The organism is Burkholderia theae, from assembly GCF_048565265.1.
Lineage (GTDB): Bacteria > Pseudomonadota > Gammaproteobacteria > Burkholderiales > Burkholderiaceae > Burkholderia > Burkholderia theae.
Genome location: NZ_CP183463.1, coordinates 1363711 through 1379386 on the forward strand (window position 1 = coordinate 1363711; position 15676 = coordinate 1379386).

Genomic DNA, 15676 nt, shown 5'->3' on the forward strand with positions numbered 1-15676 from the left:
GACAGGAGCATCCGATGTCGTCAATTTCGGCGGCACGCCGCCGCCTGCTGCTCGCCGGCGCCGCCGTCGTGTCGACTCCCGCGGCCATGCGGGCCGCGTTTGCCGCTCCGGCCATCAACGCCGATCTCGCCGGCACGACGTTGCGCGTCGCGACCTACAAGGGCGGCTGGCGCGCGCTGCTGCAGGCGGCCGGGCTCGGCGATACGCCATACCGGATCGACTGGCGCGAACTGAACAACGGCGTGCTGCACATCGAGGCGCTCAATGCGGATGCGCTCGATATCGGCTCGGGCAGCGAGATTCCGGCCGTGTTCGCCGCGCGTCAGAAAGCGAATGTCCGGTTCATCTCCCGTGCCCGCGAAGACCTGAACAACCAGGTCACGCTCGCGCGCAAGGACACGCCGATCCGCGGCATCGCGGACCTGAAGGGCAAGCGCGTCGGCTACGTGCGCGCGACGACGTCGCACTATTTCCTGTATCGCCAGCTTGCGGAGGCAGGCCTCAGCTTTGACGACATCCAGCCGATCAACCTGTCGCCCACCGACGGATTGTCCGCGTACGACCGCGGCGACATCGATGCATGGGCGATCTACGGCTACAACGGCCAGCTCGCGCGCAATCGCTACGGCGCGCGCGTGCTGAAGACGGGGAAGGGTTATCTGTCGGGTAATTTCCCGGTCTACGCGAATCCCCGCACGCTCGACGATGCGCGTCGTCGTGCGGCGACCGGCGACCTGTTGCTGCGGTTTCGGCGTGCGTATGCGTGGGCGAACGGGCATTTTCACGACTATGCGCTCGTGCAGAACCGCGAGACGCGCGTGCCGGTTGCCGATCTCGTCGCGATGTTCGAGCAGCGCAGCGAAGACTATGCGCTGCTGCCGGTGACGCCCGACGTGGTTGCGCAGCATCAGCAGGTCGCGGACGTGTTCGCCCGGATCGGCGTGCTGGACGGGCCGGCCAATGTCGCGCCGCTGTGGGATACGTCGTTCAACGCGCTGGTGGCGTCGGCGTGAGGTTATGTTGAGAGTGAGGCTGGCGAGGTCGAAATACCCGATCGAGCATCGACCGGACATCCAATCCGCAGACGCAATGCCGGTCAGCCCGACAGGCCTGTCTCCACGAGTCGAGTGGCAAGCGCACAATAATCGAATTCTAAATTTGTCTAGTCATCCTTGCGATTCGTCTAGGTCTGTTGCACCAAATTCGTGCCTGGATTCCCCGCAACGAGGCACGCCGGAGGCCTGTAATTAAGGGATTTCCCGCGTTTGCGTCGATTTTTATTGTCGACGCTTGTCCTGCCGTTTTTCTTCTTGCATGCTTGTATAGACAAATTCCTGAGGCGGCTTGCATGACCGAAGGGATGACGAACTTCAACGCAAGGAGAAATCTCGTGAACGGCAAGCGCATCAAGTGGGCAGTCAAGACGATCGGCGTCATCGCGGCCGCGGCGGCAACGCTCGCCGCGCCGGTGCAGGCGAAGGAGTGGAAGACGGTGACGGTGGCGCTCGAAGGCGGCTACGCACCGTGGAACCTCACGCTGCCGGGCGGCAAGCTCGGTGGCTTCGAGCCGGAACTGCTCGCGAATGTCTGCGGCCGGATCAAGGTCCAGTGCAACATGGTCGCGCAGGACTGGGACGGGATGATTCCCGGCCTGCAGGCCGGCAAGTTCGATGTCCTGATGGATGCGATCTCGATCACGCCGGAGCGCGAGAAGATCCTGCTGTTCTCGCGCCCCTATGCGGCCACGCCGGCGACGTTCGCCGTCACCGACACGAAGATCATCCCGAAGGCTGCACCCGGTGCACCGGCCGTCAAGCTGACCGGTGACGCGAACGCCGACAAGCCGACCGTCGACGCGCTGCGCAAGCAGCTGAAGGGCAAGACGATCGGCATCCAGTCGGGCACCGTCTATACGAAATTCATCAACGACAGCTTCAAGGACATCGCGTCGATCCGCGTGTACAAGACCTCGCCCGAGCGCGATCTCGACCTCGTGGCCGGGCGCATCGATGCGTCGTTCGACGACGTCACGTACTACGCGGCGAACATCGAGAAGAAGGAAAACGCGTCGATCGTGCTTGCGGGCCCGAAGCTCGGCGGGCCGATCTGGGGGCCGGGCGAAGGTCTTGCGTTCCGCAAGCAGGACGCTGACCTGAAGACGAAGTTCGATGCGGCGATCGGCGCGGCGCTCGCGGACGGCACCGTGAAGAAACTCGCCGACAAGTGGTTCAAGACCGACGTCACGCCGTAAGCGCACGTCCGGCAGCCGCCGCGTAAGCGATACGCAACGACACCGCGACGCGCGGCGGCGCGCATCCTGCCGATTCACTCAACGCTTGCCGGGAGGCACGCATGGCGATCCTTGAAATGCTGGGCTTCGGAACCGAAGGCTGGGGCGGTGTGCTGCTGCTCGCCGCGCTGATGACGGTCGCGCTGACGCTCGCCGCGCTTGCGGTCGGCGCCGTGATCGGCGCGGCGATCGCGGCCGCGAAACTGTCGCGCCACCGCAGCGCCCGCCTGCTCGGCGATCTCTACACAACGGTGTTTCGCGGCGTGCCCGAACTGCTCGTCATCTACCTGTTCTATTTCGGCGGCTCGACGCTCGTGACGACCATCGGCCAGTGGTTCGGCGCGGAAGGCTTCATCGGCGTGCCGCCGTTCGTGATCGGCGCGCTGGCGGTCGGGATGATTTCCGGCGCGTATCAGGCGGAGGTCTACCGCGCGGCCGTGCTGGCCGTGTCGAAGGGCGAACTCGAAGCGGCCCGCTCGATCGGCATGCCGCGCAGCATGGTGCTGCGCCGCATCCTGGTTCCGCAGGTGCTGCGCTTCGCGCTGCCCGGCATCGGCAACGTGTGGCAACTGAGCCTCAAGGACTCGGCGCTGATCTCGGTCACCGGGCTCGCCGAGCTGCTGCGCACGAGCCAGATCGCCGCGAACTCGACGCACCAGTACTTCGTGTTCTTCGTCGCGGGCGGCGCGCTTTACCTCGTGATGACGGGCCTGTCGAACCGCGTGTTCAATCGGGCGGAGGCGATCGTCGGCCGCTCGTTCCGCCGCAATTTCGCGCGCAACTGACGGAGAGCACGCATGTCCATCGATTTCGACTTCCTCATCGACACGCTGCGCCAGTTGCTCGCGGCCGTGCCGACCACGCTCGGCCTGTTCTTCGCGTCGCTCGTGCTCGGCGGCCTGCTGTCGCTCGTGATCGTCACGATGCGCGTGTCGCCGCACTGGCTGCCGAACCGCTTCGCACGCGCATACATCCTCGTGTTTCGCGGGTCGCCGCTGCTGATCCAGATGTTCCTCGTGTACTACGGGCTCGGCCAGTTCGGCGTGATTCGCGAGAGCTTCATGTGGCCGCTGCTGCGCGAACCGTATGTGTGCGCGGTGCTGTCGCTGGCGTTGTGTACCGCCGGCTACACGGCCGAGATTCTGCGCGGCGGACTGATGGCCGTGCCGGTCGGGCAGATCGAGGCCGGTTATTCGATCGGCCTGTCGGGCTTCGCGCTGCTGCGGCGCGTGATCGGCCCGATCGCGTTGCGTCAGTGCCTGCCTGCGTATTCGACCGAAGCCGTGCTGCTCGTCAAGTCGACCGCGCTGGCCAGCCTCGTCACGGTGTGGGAAGTGACGGGCGTCGCGCAGCAGATCATCCAGCAGACCTACCGGACGACCGAGGTGTTCGTGTGCGCGGCCCTCATCTACCTCGGCCTGAACTTCATCGTCGTGCGCGTGCTGGGCGCGCTCGAATGGCGGCTGTCGGGCCACCTGCGCGCGCCGAAGCCGGCCGGCAAGGCGGCCGCCGCCGCGCGCAACGCCCGGCGCGTCGCGTCCTGAGCGCATCCCTCTTTCCCGGAGAATCCGATGAACACCGCTGCTCCCGTTGCCCTGTCGGTCAGGAACATCCACAAGTCGTTCGGCGATCACCACGTGCTGAAGGGCATTTCGCTCGATGCGCACGAAGGCGACGTGATCTCGATCCTCGGCGCGAGCGGCTCGGGCAAGAGCACCTTCCTGCGCTGCCTGAACCTGCTCGAGACGCCCGACGACGGCACCGTCGCGCTTGCCGGCGAGGAACTGAAGATGAAGCGCGCGCGCGACGGCAAGCTGCAGCCGGGCGACCGGCGTCAGGTCGACCGGATCCGTTCGCAGCTCGGGATGGTGTTCCAGAACTTCAACCTGTGGTCGCACATGACGGTGCTCGACAACCTCGTCGAAGGGCCGCTGCGCGTGCAGAAGCGCAGCCGCGCGGAAGCGGTCGAGGAGGCCGAGGCGCTGCTCGCACGCGTCGGCCTCGCGGACAAGCGCGACTACTATCCGGCGCACCTGTCGGGCGGCCAGCAGCAGCGCGTCGCGATCGCCCGTGCGCTTGCGATGCATCCGAAGGTGATGCTGTTCGACGAACCGACGTCGGCGCTCGATCCGGAGCTGGTCGGCGAGGTGCTGCGCGTGATGCGCTCGCTCGCGGAGGAAGGGCGCACGATGCTGGTCGTCACGCACGAGATGGGTTTTGCGCGTCACGTGTCTAACCGCGTGATGTTCCTGCATCAGGGCGAGGTCGATTCGGACGGCACGCCGGGTGATCTGTTCGGCGGCCAGTGCTCGGAGCGCTTCCGGCAGTTCGTATCGAGCCATCACGACCGTTCCGCGAACTGAGGCCGTCATGACCGTATTCCGTTCGGCAAGGCCGCTCGACTGGCGGCAGATCGCGGCGGTGGCCGCGGGCGAACCGCTTGCACTCGCCGACGAAGCGCGCATGCGCGTCGTCGCGGCCCGCGAGCTCGTCGATGAAATCGTCGCGCGCGGCATCCGCGCGTATGGTGTCAACACGGGCGTCGGCGCGCTGTGCAACGTGATCGTGTCGCCGGCGCAGCAGAGCACGCTGTCGCGCAACATCCTGATGAGCCACGCGGTCGGCGTGGGCGCACCGCTCGGCGCGGCGGAAACGCGCGCGATCGTCGCGGCGGCAATCAACAACTACGCGCACGGTCATTCGGGCGTGCGCGCCGACGTCGTCGACCAGCTCGTCGCATTGCTGGAACACGATTGCCTGCCGGAGGTGCCCGCGCACGGCTCGGTCGGTTATCTGACGCATATGGCGCATGTCGCGCTCGTCTGCATCGGCCATGGCCACGCGCGCCACCGCGGCGAGCGGATTCGCGGCGACGAGGCATTGCGCCGCATCGGCCGCGCGCCGCTCGTGCTCGGCGCGAAGGAGGGGCTGAGCCTCGTCAACGGCACGCCGTGCGTGACGGGCCTGGCTGCGCTCGCGCTGGCCCGTGCCGAGCGGCTGCTCGACTGGGCCGACTGGGTCGCCGCGATGAGTTTCGAGAACCTCGGCGGGCAGCTCGCCGCATTCGATCCGGCGTCGCTTGCGTTGCGGATTTCGCCCGGCATCGGGCACGTCGGCGCGCGCTTGCGTGCGCTGCTCGCCGGCAGCGGCATGCTCGCGGCGGCAAGCGGTCGGCATACGCAGGATCCGCTCAGCCTGCGCACGATTCCGCATGTGCACGGCGCGGCGCGCGACGTGTTCGACGTGACGGCGGAGGTGGTCGATCGCGAACTGGCGTCGGTGACCGACAATCCGATCGTGGCCGGCACGCGCGACGCGCCGGCCGTCCATTCGCAAGCGCATGCGGTCGGCGCGGGCATCGCGCTGGCGATGGACAGTCTCGCGGCGGCGATGGCCCAGGTCGCGGCGATCGCCGAACGGCGTCTCGACCGGCTCGTCAATCCGCTCGTGAGCGGGCTGCCGGCATTCCTCGCGACGCCGGGCGGTACCTGTTCGGGCTTCATGATCGCGCAGTACACGGCGGTCGCGCTCGTCGCGCAGAACCAGCGGCTCGCGGGGCCGGCGAGCCTCGACGGCGGCATCACGTCGGGCCTGCAGGAAGACCATCTGTGCCATGCGACGCCGGCCGCGCTGAAGGCACTCGACATCATCGAGAACACGACGCGTGTGCTGGCGATCGAGCTGCTGGCCGCCGCGCAGGCCTACGATCTGCAGGCGGGCAGCGCGTCGCGGGCCGCCCCCACCGACACGTTGTGGCGGCATGTGCGCGAACGCGTGCCGGCGTACCGGGACGACCGGCCGCTCGCGGACGACATCGCGATCGCCGCCGGCATCGTCGCGGGTGTGCCGCCGCCCGTGATGTAACGACGGGAGACCGGCCGCCGTGACATCGCGGCGGCCAGCGGGCGATCCATCATTCATTCGATCGAGGGCGCATGAACGAAGCGGAACGACAACTCGCCGGCCGGCAGGCGAGCGCACCAGGCGACGACGTGCCGGCGCGTGCGTTGCCGGCCTACCAGCAGATCAAGCGCTACGTCGTCGAGCGGATCGCGAAAGGCGACTGGAAGCCCGGCGGCGCGATTCCGACCGAGGCCGAACTGGTCAAGGAGTTCGGCGTCGCGCGGATGACGGTGTCGCGCGCGCTGCGCGAGCTGACCGCCGAGCGCGTGCTGACCCGGATCCAGGGCGCCGGCACGTTCGTCGAACGGCGGCATTACGAATCGACGGTGCTGGAAATTCGCAACATCGCGGACGAGATCGCGGAGCGCGGCCATCGGCACAGCGCTCGCGTGTTGCTGATCGAAAGCAGCGACGATCAGGAGGCGGTCGAAGCGCTCGGGCTGCGTTCGGGGCCCGTGTTCCATTCGCGCATCGTGCATTACGAGGAAGAGGAGCCGATCCAGTTCGAGGATCGTTACGTCAATCCGGCGTTGTTTCCCGCGTATCTCGAACAGGACTTTACGGTCGAGACGCCGAATCACTACATGGTGCGGCTTGCGCCGATCCAGCGCGCGGAGTTCCGGATCTACGCGCAGAAACCCGACGCGCAGGTGCGCCGGCATCTCGTGATGGAAATCGGCGAGCCGTGTCTGTTATTGAGGCGCCGCACGTGGGTCGGCGAGCATGTCGCGACGTCGGTGCGCTTGTGGCATCCGGCGTCGCGGTTTCATCTGGCGGGGAAGGTGTGAGCGTGCGGGTCGCCACCCGGCGGTTCAATCCCGCGTAGCGATATGCGTTTCATCGTGCCGGTCTAGAGCGACCGCTCTGAATTCTCGCCGCACTGCCGCATAAAACGGTCATTTGCCGGTGGAGGTGCGCCGGGGCAAATCATTTCGTAGGCACTCGGCAAGATTCGTGGCGCTCCCGGGATAAGGCCGTCTGACAAGGGGCGCGGCGAGTTTTCCGTCGTTATTCCCGACCTGCCGGGGCCGCTTTTGCGCATCCGGCTCGCGATCTGCATTCAAGCGACGAATGTGTGCATCGCAACAATCCATTTCATTCACGGCAATCGTCCCGGTAAGGTGAACGCACGTTCGAATTTGCTCGAACGAAGCGAATCCACCACTCGACGATGCCATGAAAACGACTCCCGATCGACCTGCGGAAGCGTCACCCCCGCGCCCCGGCGTCCCGCCGGCAGGCGGCGGCAATGCGCGCGCGGCGGGCCTGAGCCTGCCGTCCCGGCTGGTGGGCCCGATCGTGCTCGGGACGCTGCTCAACGCGCTGAACTCGTCGATGATCGCGGTCGCGCTCGTCAGCATCCAGCAGGCGTTCAACCCGCAGGGGCATGAACGCATCGACACGATGTGGCTCGTGTCGGGCCTTTATCTCGCGACGGCCGTCGGCCAGCCGACGATGGGGCGGCTCGCCGACCGGTTCGGCGCGAAGCGGATCTTCTGCATCGGCCTCGCGATCGTCTTGATCGCATCCGCGCTCGCGCCGTTCGCACCGTCGCTCGGGTGGCTGATCGCATCGCGCGTCGCGCTCGGCATCGGCACGTCCGCCGCGTATCCGGCCGGCATGGCGATGATCCGCACGTGGTCGCAGCGGCACGCGAACGGCGCGACGCCGACGGGCGGCCTCGGTGCGATCTCGGTCGCAGCACAGGTGGCCGTCGCGTTCGGGCCGCCGCTCGGCGGCGCGCTCGTGCAGTTCGCCGGCTGGCGCGCGATCTTCTGGATCAACGTGCCGATCGTGCTGCTGGCCTTCGTGCTGGCGTGGCTGTGGATTCCGGCCGACGTCGTCCCGCGCGGCGCGCAGGAACGCCGCACGCTGCGGGGCACGCTGAAGGAGCTGGACCTGCCGGGCGTCGCGCTGTTCGTCCTGACGCTCGCGAGCCTGCTGCAGTTCCTGCAATCGGTATCGCACGAGCCCGACTGGCTGTTGCTGGTCGCGACGCTGGTTCTGTGCCCGATGCTGGTCGGGCGCGAGCGGCGGGCCGCGACACCGCTGATCGACATCCGCATGCTGAGCGACAACCGCGCACTCACGAGCACGTACCTGCGCTGCGTCGGCACCTACGCAGTGTTCTACGCGATCTTCTATGCGCTGCCGATGTGGCTGCAGGAAGCCAAGCACCTGTCCGCCGCCGATGCCGGCCTCGTGATGCTGCCGGTCGCCGGGATCGGCACCGTGGCGACGATGCTCGCGACCCGCCTCGCGCACCGTCACGGCTCGCGGCCCGTGCTGATCATCGGCTCCGCGATGCTGTGCGTCGGCAGCGTCGTGATGAGTTTCCTCACCAGCGCGATGCCGGTCTGGTCGATCGTGCTGCTGTCGATCGTGTTCGGCGTGCCGAACGGCTTCAACAATCTCGGCAACCAGGCGGCGCTCTACCAGAGCGCGCCGCACGACCGGATCGGCACGGCCTCGGGGCTGTACCGCACCGCGCAGTATGTCGGCGGCAGCCTGTCGTTTGCGCTCGTCGGGCTGGCGCTCGGCCATCCGGCGAGCGATCGCGGCCTGCGCGAGCTGGCCATTGTCCTGGCGGTCATCAGCGTGCTGCTGCTGCTCAACGCGGCATCGAGCCGGCACCTGGACGCCGCCGCTTCTTCCATCTCCCAACAGAAGTGAGGTTTTACATGTCCATTCCGACGCTCAATCGCACGGTCGCCCTGGTCGCGATCGATCTGCAGAACGGCATCGTGTCGCTGCCGGTCGTGCCGTACACCGGCGCGCAGGTCGTGGCGAAGACGGTCGAGCTCGCGACCGCGTTCCGCGCGCTGCAGCTTCCCGTCATCTACGTGCACACGAGCTACCAGCCGGACGGCGGCGTGGCGCTGAAGGTCAAGACGGATGCGCCGTCGGCGCCGCCGAATCTCGATCCCGAATGGAGCGCGTTCGCGCCGGCACTCGGCGTGGCGCCGTCCGACATCGTCGTGACGAAGCACCAGTGGGGCGCGTTCACCGGCACCGACCTTGACGTGCAACTGCGCCGGCGCGGCATCACGGACATCGTGCTGACCGGGATCGCAACCAACATCGGCGTCGAATCGACGGCGCGCCAGGCATACGAGAACAACTACAACGTCGTCGTCGTCAGCGATGCGGTCAGCACGTCGTCCACCGACGCGCAGACCTTCGCGCTGACGCAGATCTTCCCGAAGCTCGGGCAGGTGGCCGCGACGGCCGACGTGGAGGCGGCACTGGAGCAGGCGTTTTCGCGCTGAACGAAGCGGCGTGTTCGGCGTGCACCATTCATACAGAGCCATTTAACGAGGCATGACGATGATCAAGACCGATGCATGGGTTCTTTACGCAGGACCGGAACCGAGCAAGAAGCAGGCGCCCGTGGCGGGCGAGCTGCGTCGCGAAACCTTCGAATTCTCCGATCTGGAAGCCGACGAGGTGTTGGTCGAGCCGCTGTACGGATCGTGGGAAGCGAACCTCGACCATGCGCTGTCGCGCAATCCGGTCGACATCTGCCGGCAGCGCCGCGAGGACAAGATCGTGCTCGGCAACGGTGCGCTGGTGCGCATCGTCGAGCGCGGCCGCGGCGTGAAGACGCTGAAGGAAGGCGAGATCTGCATGGTGATGCCGTTCGGCAAGCGCGACGAATACGGGTTTGCCGAACTCGTCTACGCATACGACGCGCCGGGCACGATCGGCGTGATGGCGCAGCGGACCAAGATGCGTGCCGACAACCTCGTGGCGGTGCCGACGGACAGCCGGCATTCGCTGCTGCAATGGGCGACGTACGGCCGCTACTTCACCGCGTGGGACAACTGGAAGGTGGCGTCGGCGTGCTGGCGCTCGCAGTTGCCGGACGTCGATCCGGCCGACTACCTGGTGTTCGGCTGGGGCGGCGGCACGACGCTCGCCGAACTGCAGCTCGCGAAGCGCGAGGGCTTTCGCGTCGCGATGACGGCGAGCAACGACCGGCGCCTCGAAGAGCTCGCGAAGCTCGGCATCACGCCGGTCGATCGCCGCAAGTTCCCGAATCTCGCGTATGACGAGGAGCGCTACAAGACCGATCCCGAGTATCAGGCGAGCTATCGCGAGTCGGAGCGCGTGTTCGCGGAGACGATCGCGGAACTGAGCGGCGGCCGCGGCGTCGCGATCTTTCTCGACAACCTCGGCGGCGCGCTGTATCGCTCGACGATGCGCGTGGTCGGCCGCACCGGCATCGTCACGACGGTCGGCTGGAAGACCGGGATGCGCTTGTGGAACCTGCGCGCGACGGAGTGCATCAACCGCCGCCTGCACATCCACACGCATGCGTGGCGCTACGACGACAGCATCACGATCCGCGACTTCCAGGAAACGAGCGGCTGGATCGGCGAGGAGCCGACCGAAATCTTCGATTTCGACGAGGTGCCGAAGCTCGCGTCCGACTACCTGAACGGGAAGATCCAGACGTATTTCCCGATCTACCGGATCAACGCCGTCTGAGCGACAGGTCGCGCGCCGCGCCCGCATCTTCGCATGTTGATTAGTCATGCAGACGATGTCGGCGCGCGGCGCGCCGTGCAATCCATTTGACTGGAGAACGGCATGGCCACTGTGGAAATCGGGGACGTCGACGCCGGCGCGGCGCCGGACGCCTCCAAACGGGCGCCGCTCGACGGCATTCGCGTGATCGATGCCGCGACGCTGTTCGCGGGCCCGCTCTCGGCGACGATGCTCGCGGACTACGGCGCCGACGTGATCAAGGTCGAGCATCCGGACGGCGATCCGGCGCGCAAGTACGGCGCGCGTCGCGACGACGTGCCGTTGTGGTGGAAGGTGCTCGCGCGCAACAAGCGGGCGGTCACGCTGAATCTCGGCACGGCCGACGGCCAGCGGATCTTCCGCGAACTGGCGGCGCAGGCGGACGTGGTCGTCGAGAATTTCCGGCCCGGCACGCTCGAACGCTGGGGGCTCGGTTACGACGTGCTGTCCGCGATCAACCCGCGGCTCGTGCTCGTGCGGGTGACGGGCTTCGGCCAGTTTGGCCCGTATGCGAGCCGGCCGGGCTTCGGCACGCTGGCCGAGGCGATGAGCGGGCTCGCGTCGATCACCGGCGAGGCGGACGGGCCGCCGCTGCTGCCGTCGTTTCCGCTTGCCGACACGGTCGCGGGGCTGACCGCCGCGTTCGCGATCATGACCGCGCTGAAGGCGCGCGAGCACACCGGGCGCGGCCAGGTCGTTGATCTCGCGATCATCGAGACGATGCTCGCCGCGATGGGCGCGCAGGTCGCGAGCTACGACCAGACGGGCCGGGTGCCCGAGCGTACCGGCAATCGCTCGCCGAACAACTCGCCACGCGGTGTCTACCGCACGTCGGACGGCAAGTGGGTCGCGCTGTCGACGTCGGCGCACAGCATCGCCGAGCGCGTGATGCGCCTCGTCGGCCGCGCGGACCTGATCGACGAACCGTGGTTCGCGAACGGCGCCGAGCGCGCGCAGCATGCGGACGAGCTGGATGCGGCGGTCGGCGGCTGGATCGGGCAGCGCACGCGCGACGAGGTGATCGCCGAATTCGAGCGCGCGCAGGCGGCGGTCGCGCCGATCTACGACGTCGCCGACGTGCTGCGCGATCCGCAGTACGCGGCACTCGGCTCGGTCGTGTCGGTGCCCGACGCGGAGCTCGGCGCGTTCCGCACGCACAACGTGCCGTTCCGGCTGTCCGACACGCCCGGCGCGATCCGCTGGGGAGGACCTGCGCGCGGCACGCACAACGACGAAGTATTCGGCGCATTGGGACTGGAACGGCGCGAGATCGCCGATCTGACCGAACGAGGGGTTCTATGAAAACCAGCGCAACTTACCGCAGTTACCTTTACGTGCCCGCGCACAAGGCGCAGGTGGTGGAAAAGGCGTATGCAAGCGAAGCCGATGCCATCGTGCTCGACCTCGAGGATGCCGTGCCGGCCAGCCACAAGGCCGAGGCACGCCAGGCGGCCGCCGCGATTCTCGCGGAAGGCCCGCCGAAGCCGACCTACGTGCGGATCAACCCGATCGGCAGCCCGTGGTGTCGCGACGACGTCGAGGCGATTGCGCAGCCGGCACTGCAGGCGCTGCGCCTGCCGAAATGCGATCTGCCGCAGCATATCCAGGAGGTCGCGGGCTGGCTCGACACGCTCGGCTGCGACGCGGGCATCCAGATCCTGATCGAGTCGGCGTACGGCGTCGAGACGGCTTACCAGCTCGCGACCGCGTCGCCGCGGCTCGAACGGATCGGGCTCGGCGAAAGCGACCTGCGCGCGGACCTGCAGATCGGCGTCGACAACTTCACGCTCGAGGTGTGCCGTGCGCGCTGCGTGGTCGTGTCGCGCGCGGCGGGGCTGAACGGGCCGATCCAGACGGTCTATCACACGCTGCCCGATCTCGACGGGCTGAAGGAATCGACGCTGCGCGCGAAATCGATGGGGTTCCTCGGCCGCTTCGCGATTCATCCGTCGCAGCTCGCGGTGATCAACGAGGTGTTCACGCCGTCGGAGGACGAGATCCGCGCGGCCGAGCGCGTGCTCGAAGCGGTCGATTCGGCGGCCGGCAAGGCCTCGGCGTCGTCGGTGTTCGTGCTGCCGGACGGCCGCGTGGTCGCGCCGCCGCTGATCGCCAACGCACGCGTGACGCTCGCGCTCGCGAACAATCTTCGACTCAGTGGAGCACTGGCATGAGCACCCCCGAAACGCTTTCCGCTCCGGCGGCGGCCGCGACGAACCGGCCGTTGCCGCCCGACGGCATCGTCGGCGCGCTCGGCCGCTTTGCGGCGGAGGTGCGCGCCGAAGGGCTGGAACGCAGGCTGCGCGTCGAGGCCGCCGCGCGCGTGCTGGACGTGGTCGGCAACAGCCTGATCGCGCACGACGAACCGGTCGCGCAGTCGGTGCTGCAGGTCGCGCGGCGCTGGGGCGGCACCGGCCCGGCGAGCGTGATCGGCGCGCCCGACCGGTTGCCGGCCGCGAGCGCCGCGCTCGTCAACGGCACGCTCGCGCATGCGATGGATTTCGACGATTCGCACATGCGCTCGGTGCTGCATCCGAGCGCGTCCGTGATTCCGGCCGCGCTCGCCGCCGCGCAGGCGAGCGGCGCGTCGGGCGCGGCGCTGCTCGATGCGATCACGGTCGGCACCGAGGTGTGCATCCGGCTCGGTGTCGCCGCTTACAACGAGCGGCTCGGCAATTCGGTGTTCTTCGAGCGCGGCCAGCACGCGACGTCGATCTGCGGCACGGTCGGCGCGGCGGCGGCCGCGGCGATGCTGTTCGGGCTCGACGCCGCGCAGATCGCGGCGGCGCTCGGCATTGCCGCGAGCATGGGCGCGGGCCTGCTCGAAGCGAACCGCACCGGCGGCTCGGTAAAGCGGATCCACTGCGGCTGGGCGGCGCACGCGGGCGTGAGCGCGGCGGAACTGGCGGGCGCGGGCGTGACCGCGCCGCCGACCGCGCTCGAAGGCCGCTTCGGCTTCTTCCACGCGTGGTGCGGCGACCTCGCCGACGTCGACGCGGTGCTGCGCGGCCTCGGCGACGAATGGGAGACGAGCCGGATCATCTTCAAGCCCTATCCGTGCAACCACTTCACGCATCCGGGCATCGACGCGGCGCTGCAGCTGAAGGCGCAAGGCGTGACGGCGGACGACGTGGTGTCGGCCGAGCTGCGGGTCGCGACGTCGACGCTGCGCACGATCGGCGAGCCGGCCGAGCTGAAGGCGAATCCGCCGACCGGTTATGCGGCGGCGTTCTCGGGTCCGTACACGGTCGCGGCGGCGCTGCTCGGCGGCGGCGGGCTCGGCGTCTGGTTCGACGATTTCGACGATGCGCTTGCGCAGGACCCCGCACGGCGCGCGCTGGCCGCGAAGGTGCGCTGCGTGGCCGATCCGTGGTGCGACACGCGCTTTCCGAACTTCCTGCCGGCCGTGCTGCGCGTCGAGCTGCGCGACGGGCAGGTGCGCGAGGTGCGGATCGAGTCGAGCAAGGGTACGAATTCGCGGCCGCTGACCGAACAGGAACTCACCGCGAAATTCGTGCTGGCGGCAAGTTCGGCGCTCGGCATGGAGCGCGCGCTCGCGCTGCGCGACGCGGTACAGGCGCTCGCCGACGATGCGCCGCTCGACGGGCTTGCGGCGCTGACGTCAGGTACTGAAGGAGGACACCGATCTTGAATGCACCGCGCTGGAAAAAGCGGCCGCCCGGCTCGAACTGGGGCGATTTCGGTCCCGACGACCAGAAGGGGCGGCTGAACTGGCTGACGCCGGACAAGGTGCGGCAGGGCGTCGCCGAAGTCCGGGAAGGGCTGTCGTTCTCGCTGAGCCTGCCGCTCGACGTGCCGCGCGGCGGCGGGCTGAACGCGCGGCGCCGGCCGCCGGCGATCATGCCGGCGCTGCTCGGCGACAAGCCGTACTTCGGCTATCGGGCCGACGAACAGGTTGCGAACGCAACCGATGTGGTCTGCGACGACTCGTTCTGCATGCACTCGCAGTTCTCGACGCAATGGGACGGCCTGTCACACGTGGGCGGCGTGTTTGACGCGGACGACGACGGCGTGCCTGAAATCGTGTTCTACAACGGTTTCCGGATGGGCGAACATCTGCGGGCGCCGCAGGAAGGCGACGCGACGGGCGGCGCGCGCGCGCTCGGCATCGAGGTGATGGCGCAGACGGGCGTGCAGGGGCGCGGCGTGCTGATCGACCTGCGGCGTCATTTCGGCGATGCGCGCACGAAGGTCGGCTTCGCGCAGTTGATGCAGGTGATGGAGGCGGACCGCGTGCAGGTCGAGCGCGGCGACATCGTCTGCATTCACACCGGCTTCGCCGATCTGCTGCTGAACGACGACGGCGGATCGCCGGCGACGGTCGCGAGCGCGTGCGTGCTGGACAGCAGCGATGCGCGGCTGCTGCAATGGATCGACGAATCGGGGCTGGCCGCGCTCGTGGCCGACAACCATGCGATCGAGGAACGCCCGCAGAATGCGCAGCCGCTCCCGCGGCCGGGCGCGCTGATGCCGCTGCACGAGCTGTGCCTGTTCAAGCTCGGCATTCACCTCGGCGAGCTGTGGCACCTGACGCCGCTCGCGAACTGGCTGCATGCGCATGGCCGGAACCGGTTTCTGCTGACCGCGCCGCCGTTGCATATCCGCGGCCTGGTCGGCGCGCCGGCGAATCCTGTCGCGACCGTTTGAGCCTGCGGGCGGCGGCTGTGGCGGCGGCCGCCCGCATTTTTTTGCAACGTGACCGGGTTGCGAAAATCGCGAATTAAATGGCCGATTGGCACGGTATCCAGAAGAATCGACACGAAACGGACCCATTAATTTAAAAACTTAACCAATATCGTCCGATACCTAAAAATATAGATACGTCAAGATTGGACTATTCTTGTGCATTGCACTAAATATCTGGGGATTGCTCCGATTGCAGAATTTCGCAATTGTAATCGGAGGCGGTGATTAACCTGTTTAGTGGATGGTCGC

14 protein-coding genes are annotated in these 15676 nt (G+C 67.7%); all 14 read left to right on the forward strand.

Annotated elements, in window-relative coordinates; genetic code table 11:
* The first annotated feature begins 14 nt into the window (after positions 1 to 14).
* Positions 15 to 1013, forward strand: coding sequence for an ABC transporter substrate-binding protein (locus ACN22W_RS38715; protein WP_419690299.1), 999 nt, complete (start codon positions 15 to 17; stop codon positions 1011 to 1013).
* A gap of 377 nt (positions 1014 to 1390) precedes the next feature.
* The gene (locus ACN22W_RS38720; protein WP_419690753.1) at positions 1391 to 2251 is read left to right on the forward strand and encodes a transporter substrate-binding domain-containing protein; all 861 of its coding nucleotides are present in this window, start codon (positions 1391 to 1393) and stop codon (positions 2249 to 2251) included.
* Positions 2252 to 2352: 101 nt separating this feature from the next.
* Positions 2353 to 3075 carry an ABC transporter permease gene (locus tag ACN22W_RS38725; protein ID WP_419690300.1) on the forward strand — a complete coding sequence of 241 codons (723 nt, stop codon included), beginning with the start codon at positions 2353 to 2355 and terminating at the stop codon, positions 3073 to 3075.
* Positions 3076 to 3087: 12 nt separating this feature from the next.
* Positions 3088 to 3834 carry an ABC transporter permease gene (locus tag ACN22W_RS38730; protein WP_129518023.1) on the forward strand — a complete coding sequence of 249 codons (747 nt, stop codon included), beginning with the start codon at positions 3088 to 3090 and terminating at the stop codon, positions 3832 to 3834.
* Positions 3835 to 3861: 27 nt separating this feature from the next.
* On the forward strand, positions 3862 to 4653 hold the full coding sequence (locus ACN22W_RS38735; RefSeq protein WP_048246498.1) for an ABC transporter ATP-binding protein: 792 nt from the start codon (positions 3862 to 3864) through the stop codon (positions 4651 to 4653).
* Between the two features lie 7 nt (positions 4654 to 4660).
* Positions 4661 to 6154: an HAL/PAL/TAL family ammonia-lyase gene (locus tag ACN22W_RS38740; RefSeq protein ID WP_419690301.1), complete on the forward strand. Its 1494-nt coding sequence runs from the start codon at positions 4661 to 4663 to the stop codon at positions 6152 to 6154.
* A gap of 71 nt (positions 6155 to 6225) precedes the next feature.
* The gene (gene hutC / locus ACN22W_RS38745; RefSeq protein WP_412025676.1) at positions 6226 to 6981 is read left to right on the forward strand and encodes a histidine utilization repressor; all 756 of its coding nucleotides are present in this window, start codon (positions 6226 to 6228) and stop codon (positions 6979 to 6981) included.
* Between the two features lie 388 nt (positions 6982 to 7369).
* Positions 7370 to 8866, forward strand: a complete 1497-nt coding sequence (locus ACN22W_RS38750) for an MFS transporter (protein WP_419690302.1) — start codon at positions 7370 to 7372, stop codon at positions 8864 to 8866.
* Between the two features lie 8 nt (positions 8867 to 8874).
* A complete protein-coding gene (locus ACN22W_RS38755; RefSeq protein WP_048246495.1) occupies positions 8875 to 9462 on the forward strand; it encodes a hydrolase in 588 nt (195 codons plus the stop codon).
* Positions 9463 to 9520: 58 nt separating this feature from the next.
* Entirely contained in the window at positions 9521 to 10684 is a 1164-nt protein-coding gene (locus ACN22W_RS38760) for a zinc-binding dehydrogenase (protein ID WP_048246560.1), read from the forward strand.
* A gap of 102 nt (positions 10685 to 10786) precedes the next feature.
* Positions 10787 to 12025, forward strand: coding sequence for a CaiB/BaiF CoA transferase family protein (locus ACN22W_RS38765; RefSeq protein WP_419690303.1), 1239 nt, complete (start codon positions 10787 to 10789; stop codon positions 12023 to 12025).
* A complete protein-coding gene (locus ACN22W_RS38770; RefSeq protein WP_419690304.1) occupies positions 12022 to 12894 on the forward strand; it encodes an HpcH/HpaI aldolase/citrate lyase family protein in 873 nt (290 codons plus the stop codon). Before ACN22W_RS38765 ends, ACN22W_RS38770 begins: the two co-directional genes overlap by 4 nt.
* A complete protein-coding gene (locus tag ACN22W_RS38775) occupies positions 12891 to 14372 on the forward strand; it encodes an MmgE/PrpD family protein (protein ID WP_412025673.1) in 1482 nt (493 codons plus the stop codon). The genes ACN22W_RS38770 and ACN22W_RS38775 overlap by 4 nt, the downstream gene beginning before the upstream one ends.
* Positions 14369 to 15388 carry a cyclase family protein gene (locus ACN22W_RS38780; protein WP_419690305.1) on the forward strand — a complete coding sequence of 340 codons (1020 nt, stop codon included), beginning with the start codon at positions 14369 to 14371 and terminating at the stop codon, positions 15386 to 15388. Before ACN22W_RS38775 ends, ACN22W_RS38780 begins: the two co-directional genes overlap by 4 nt.
* Positions 15389 to 15676 lie beyond the last annotated feature (288 nt).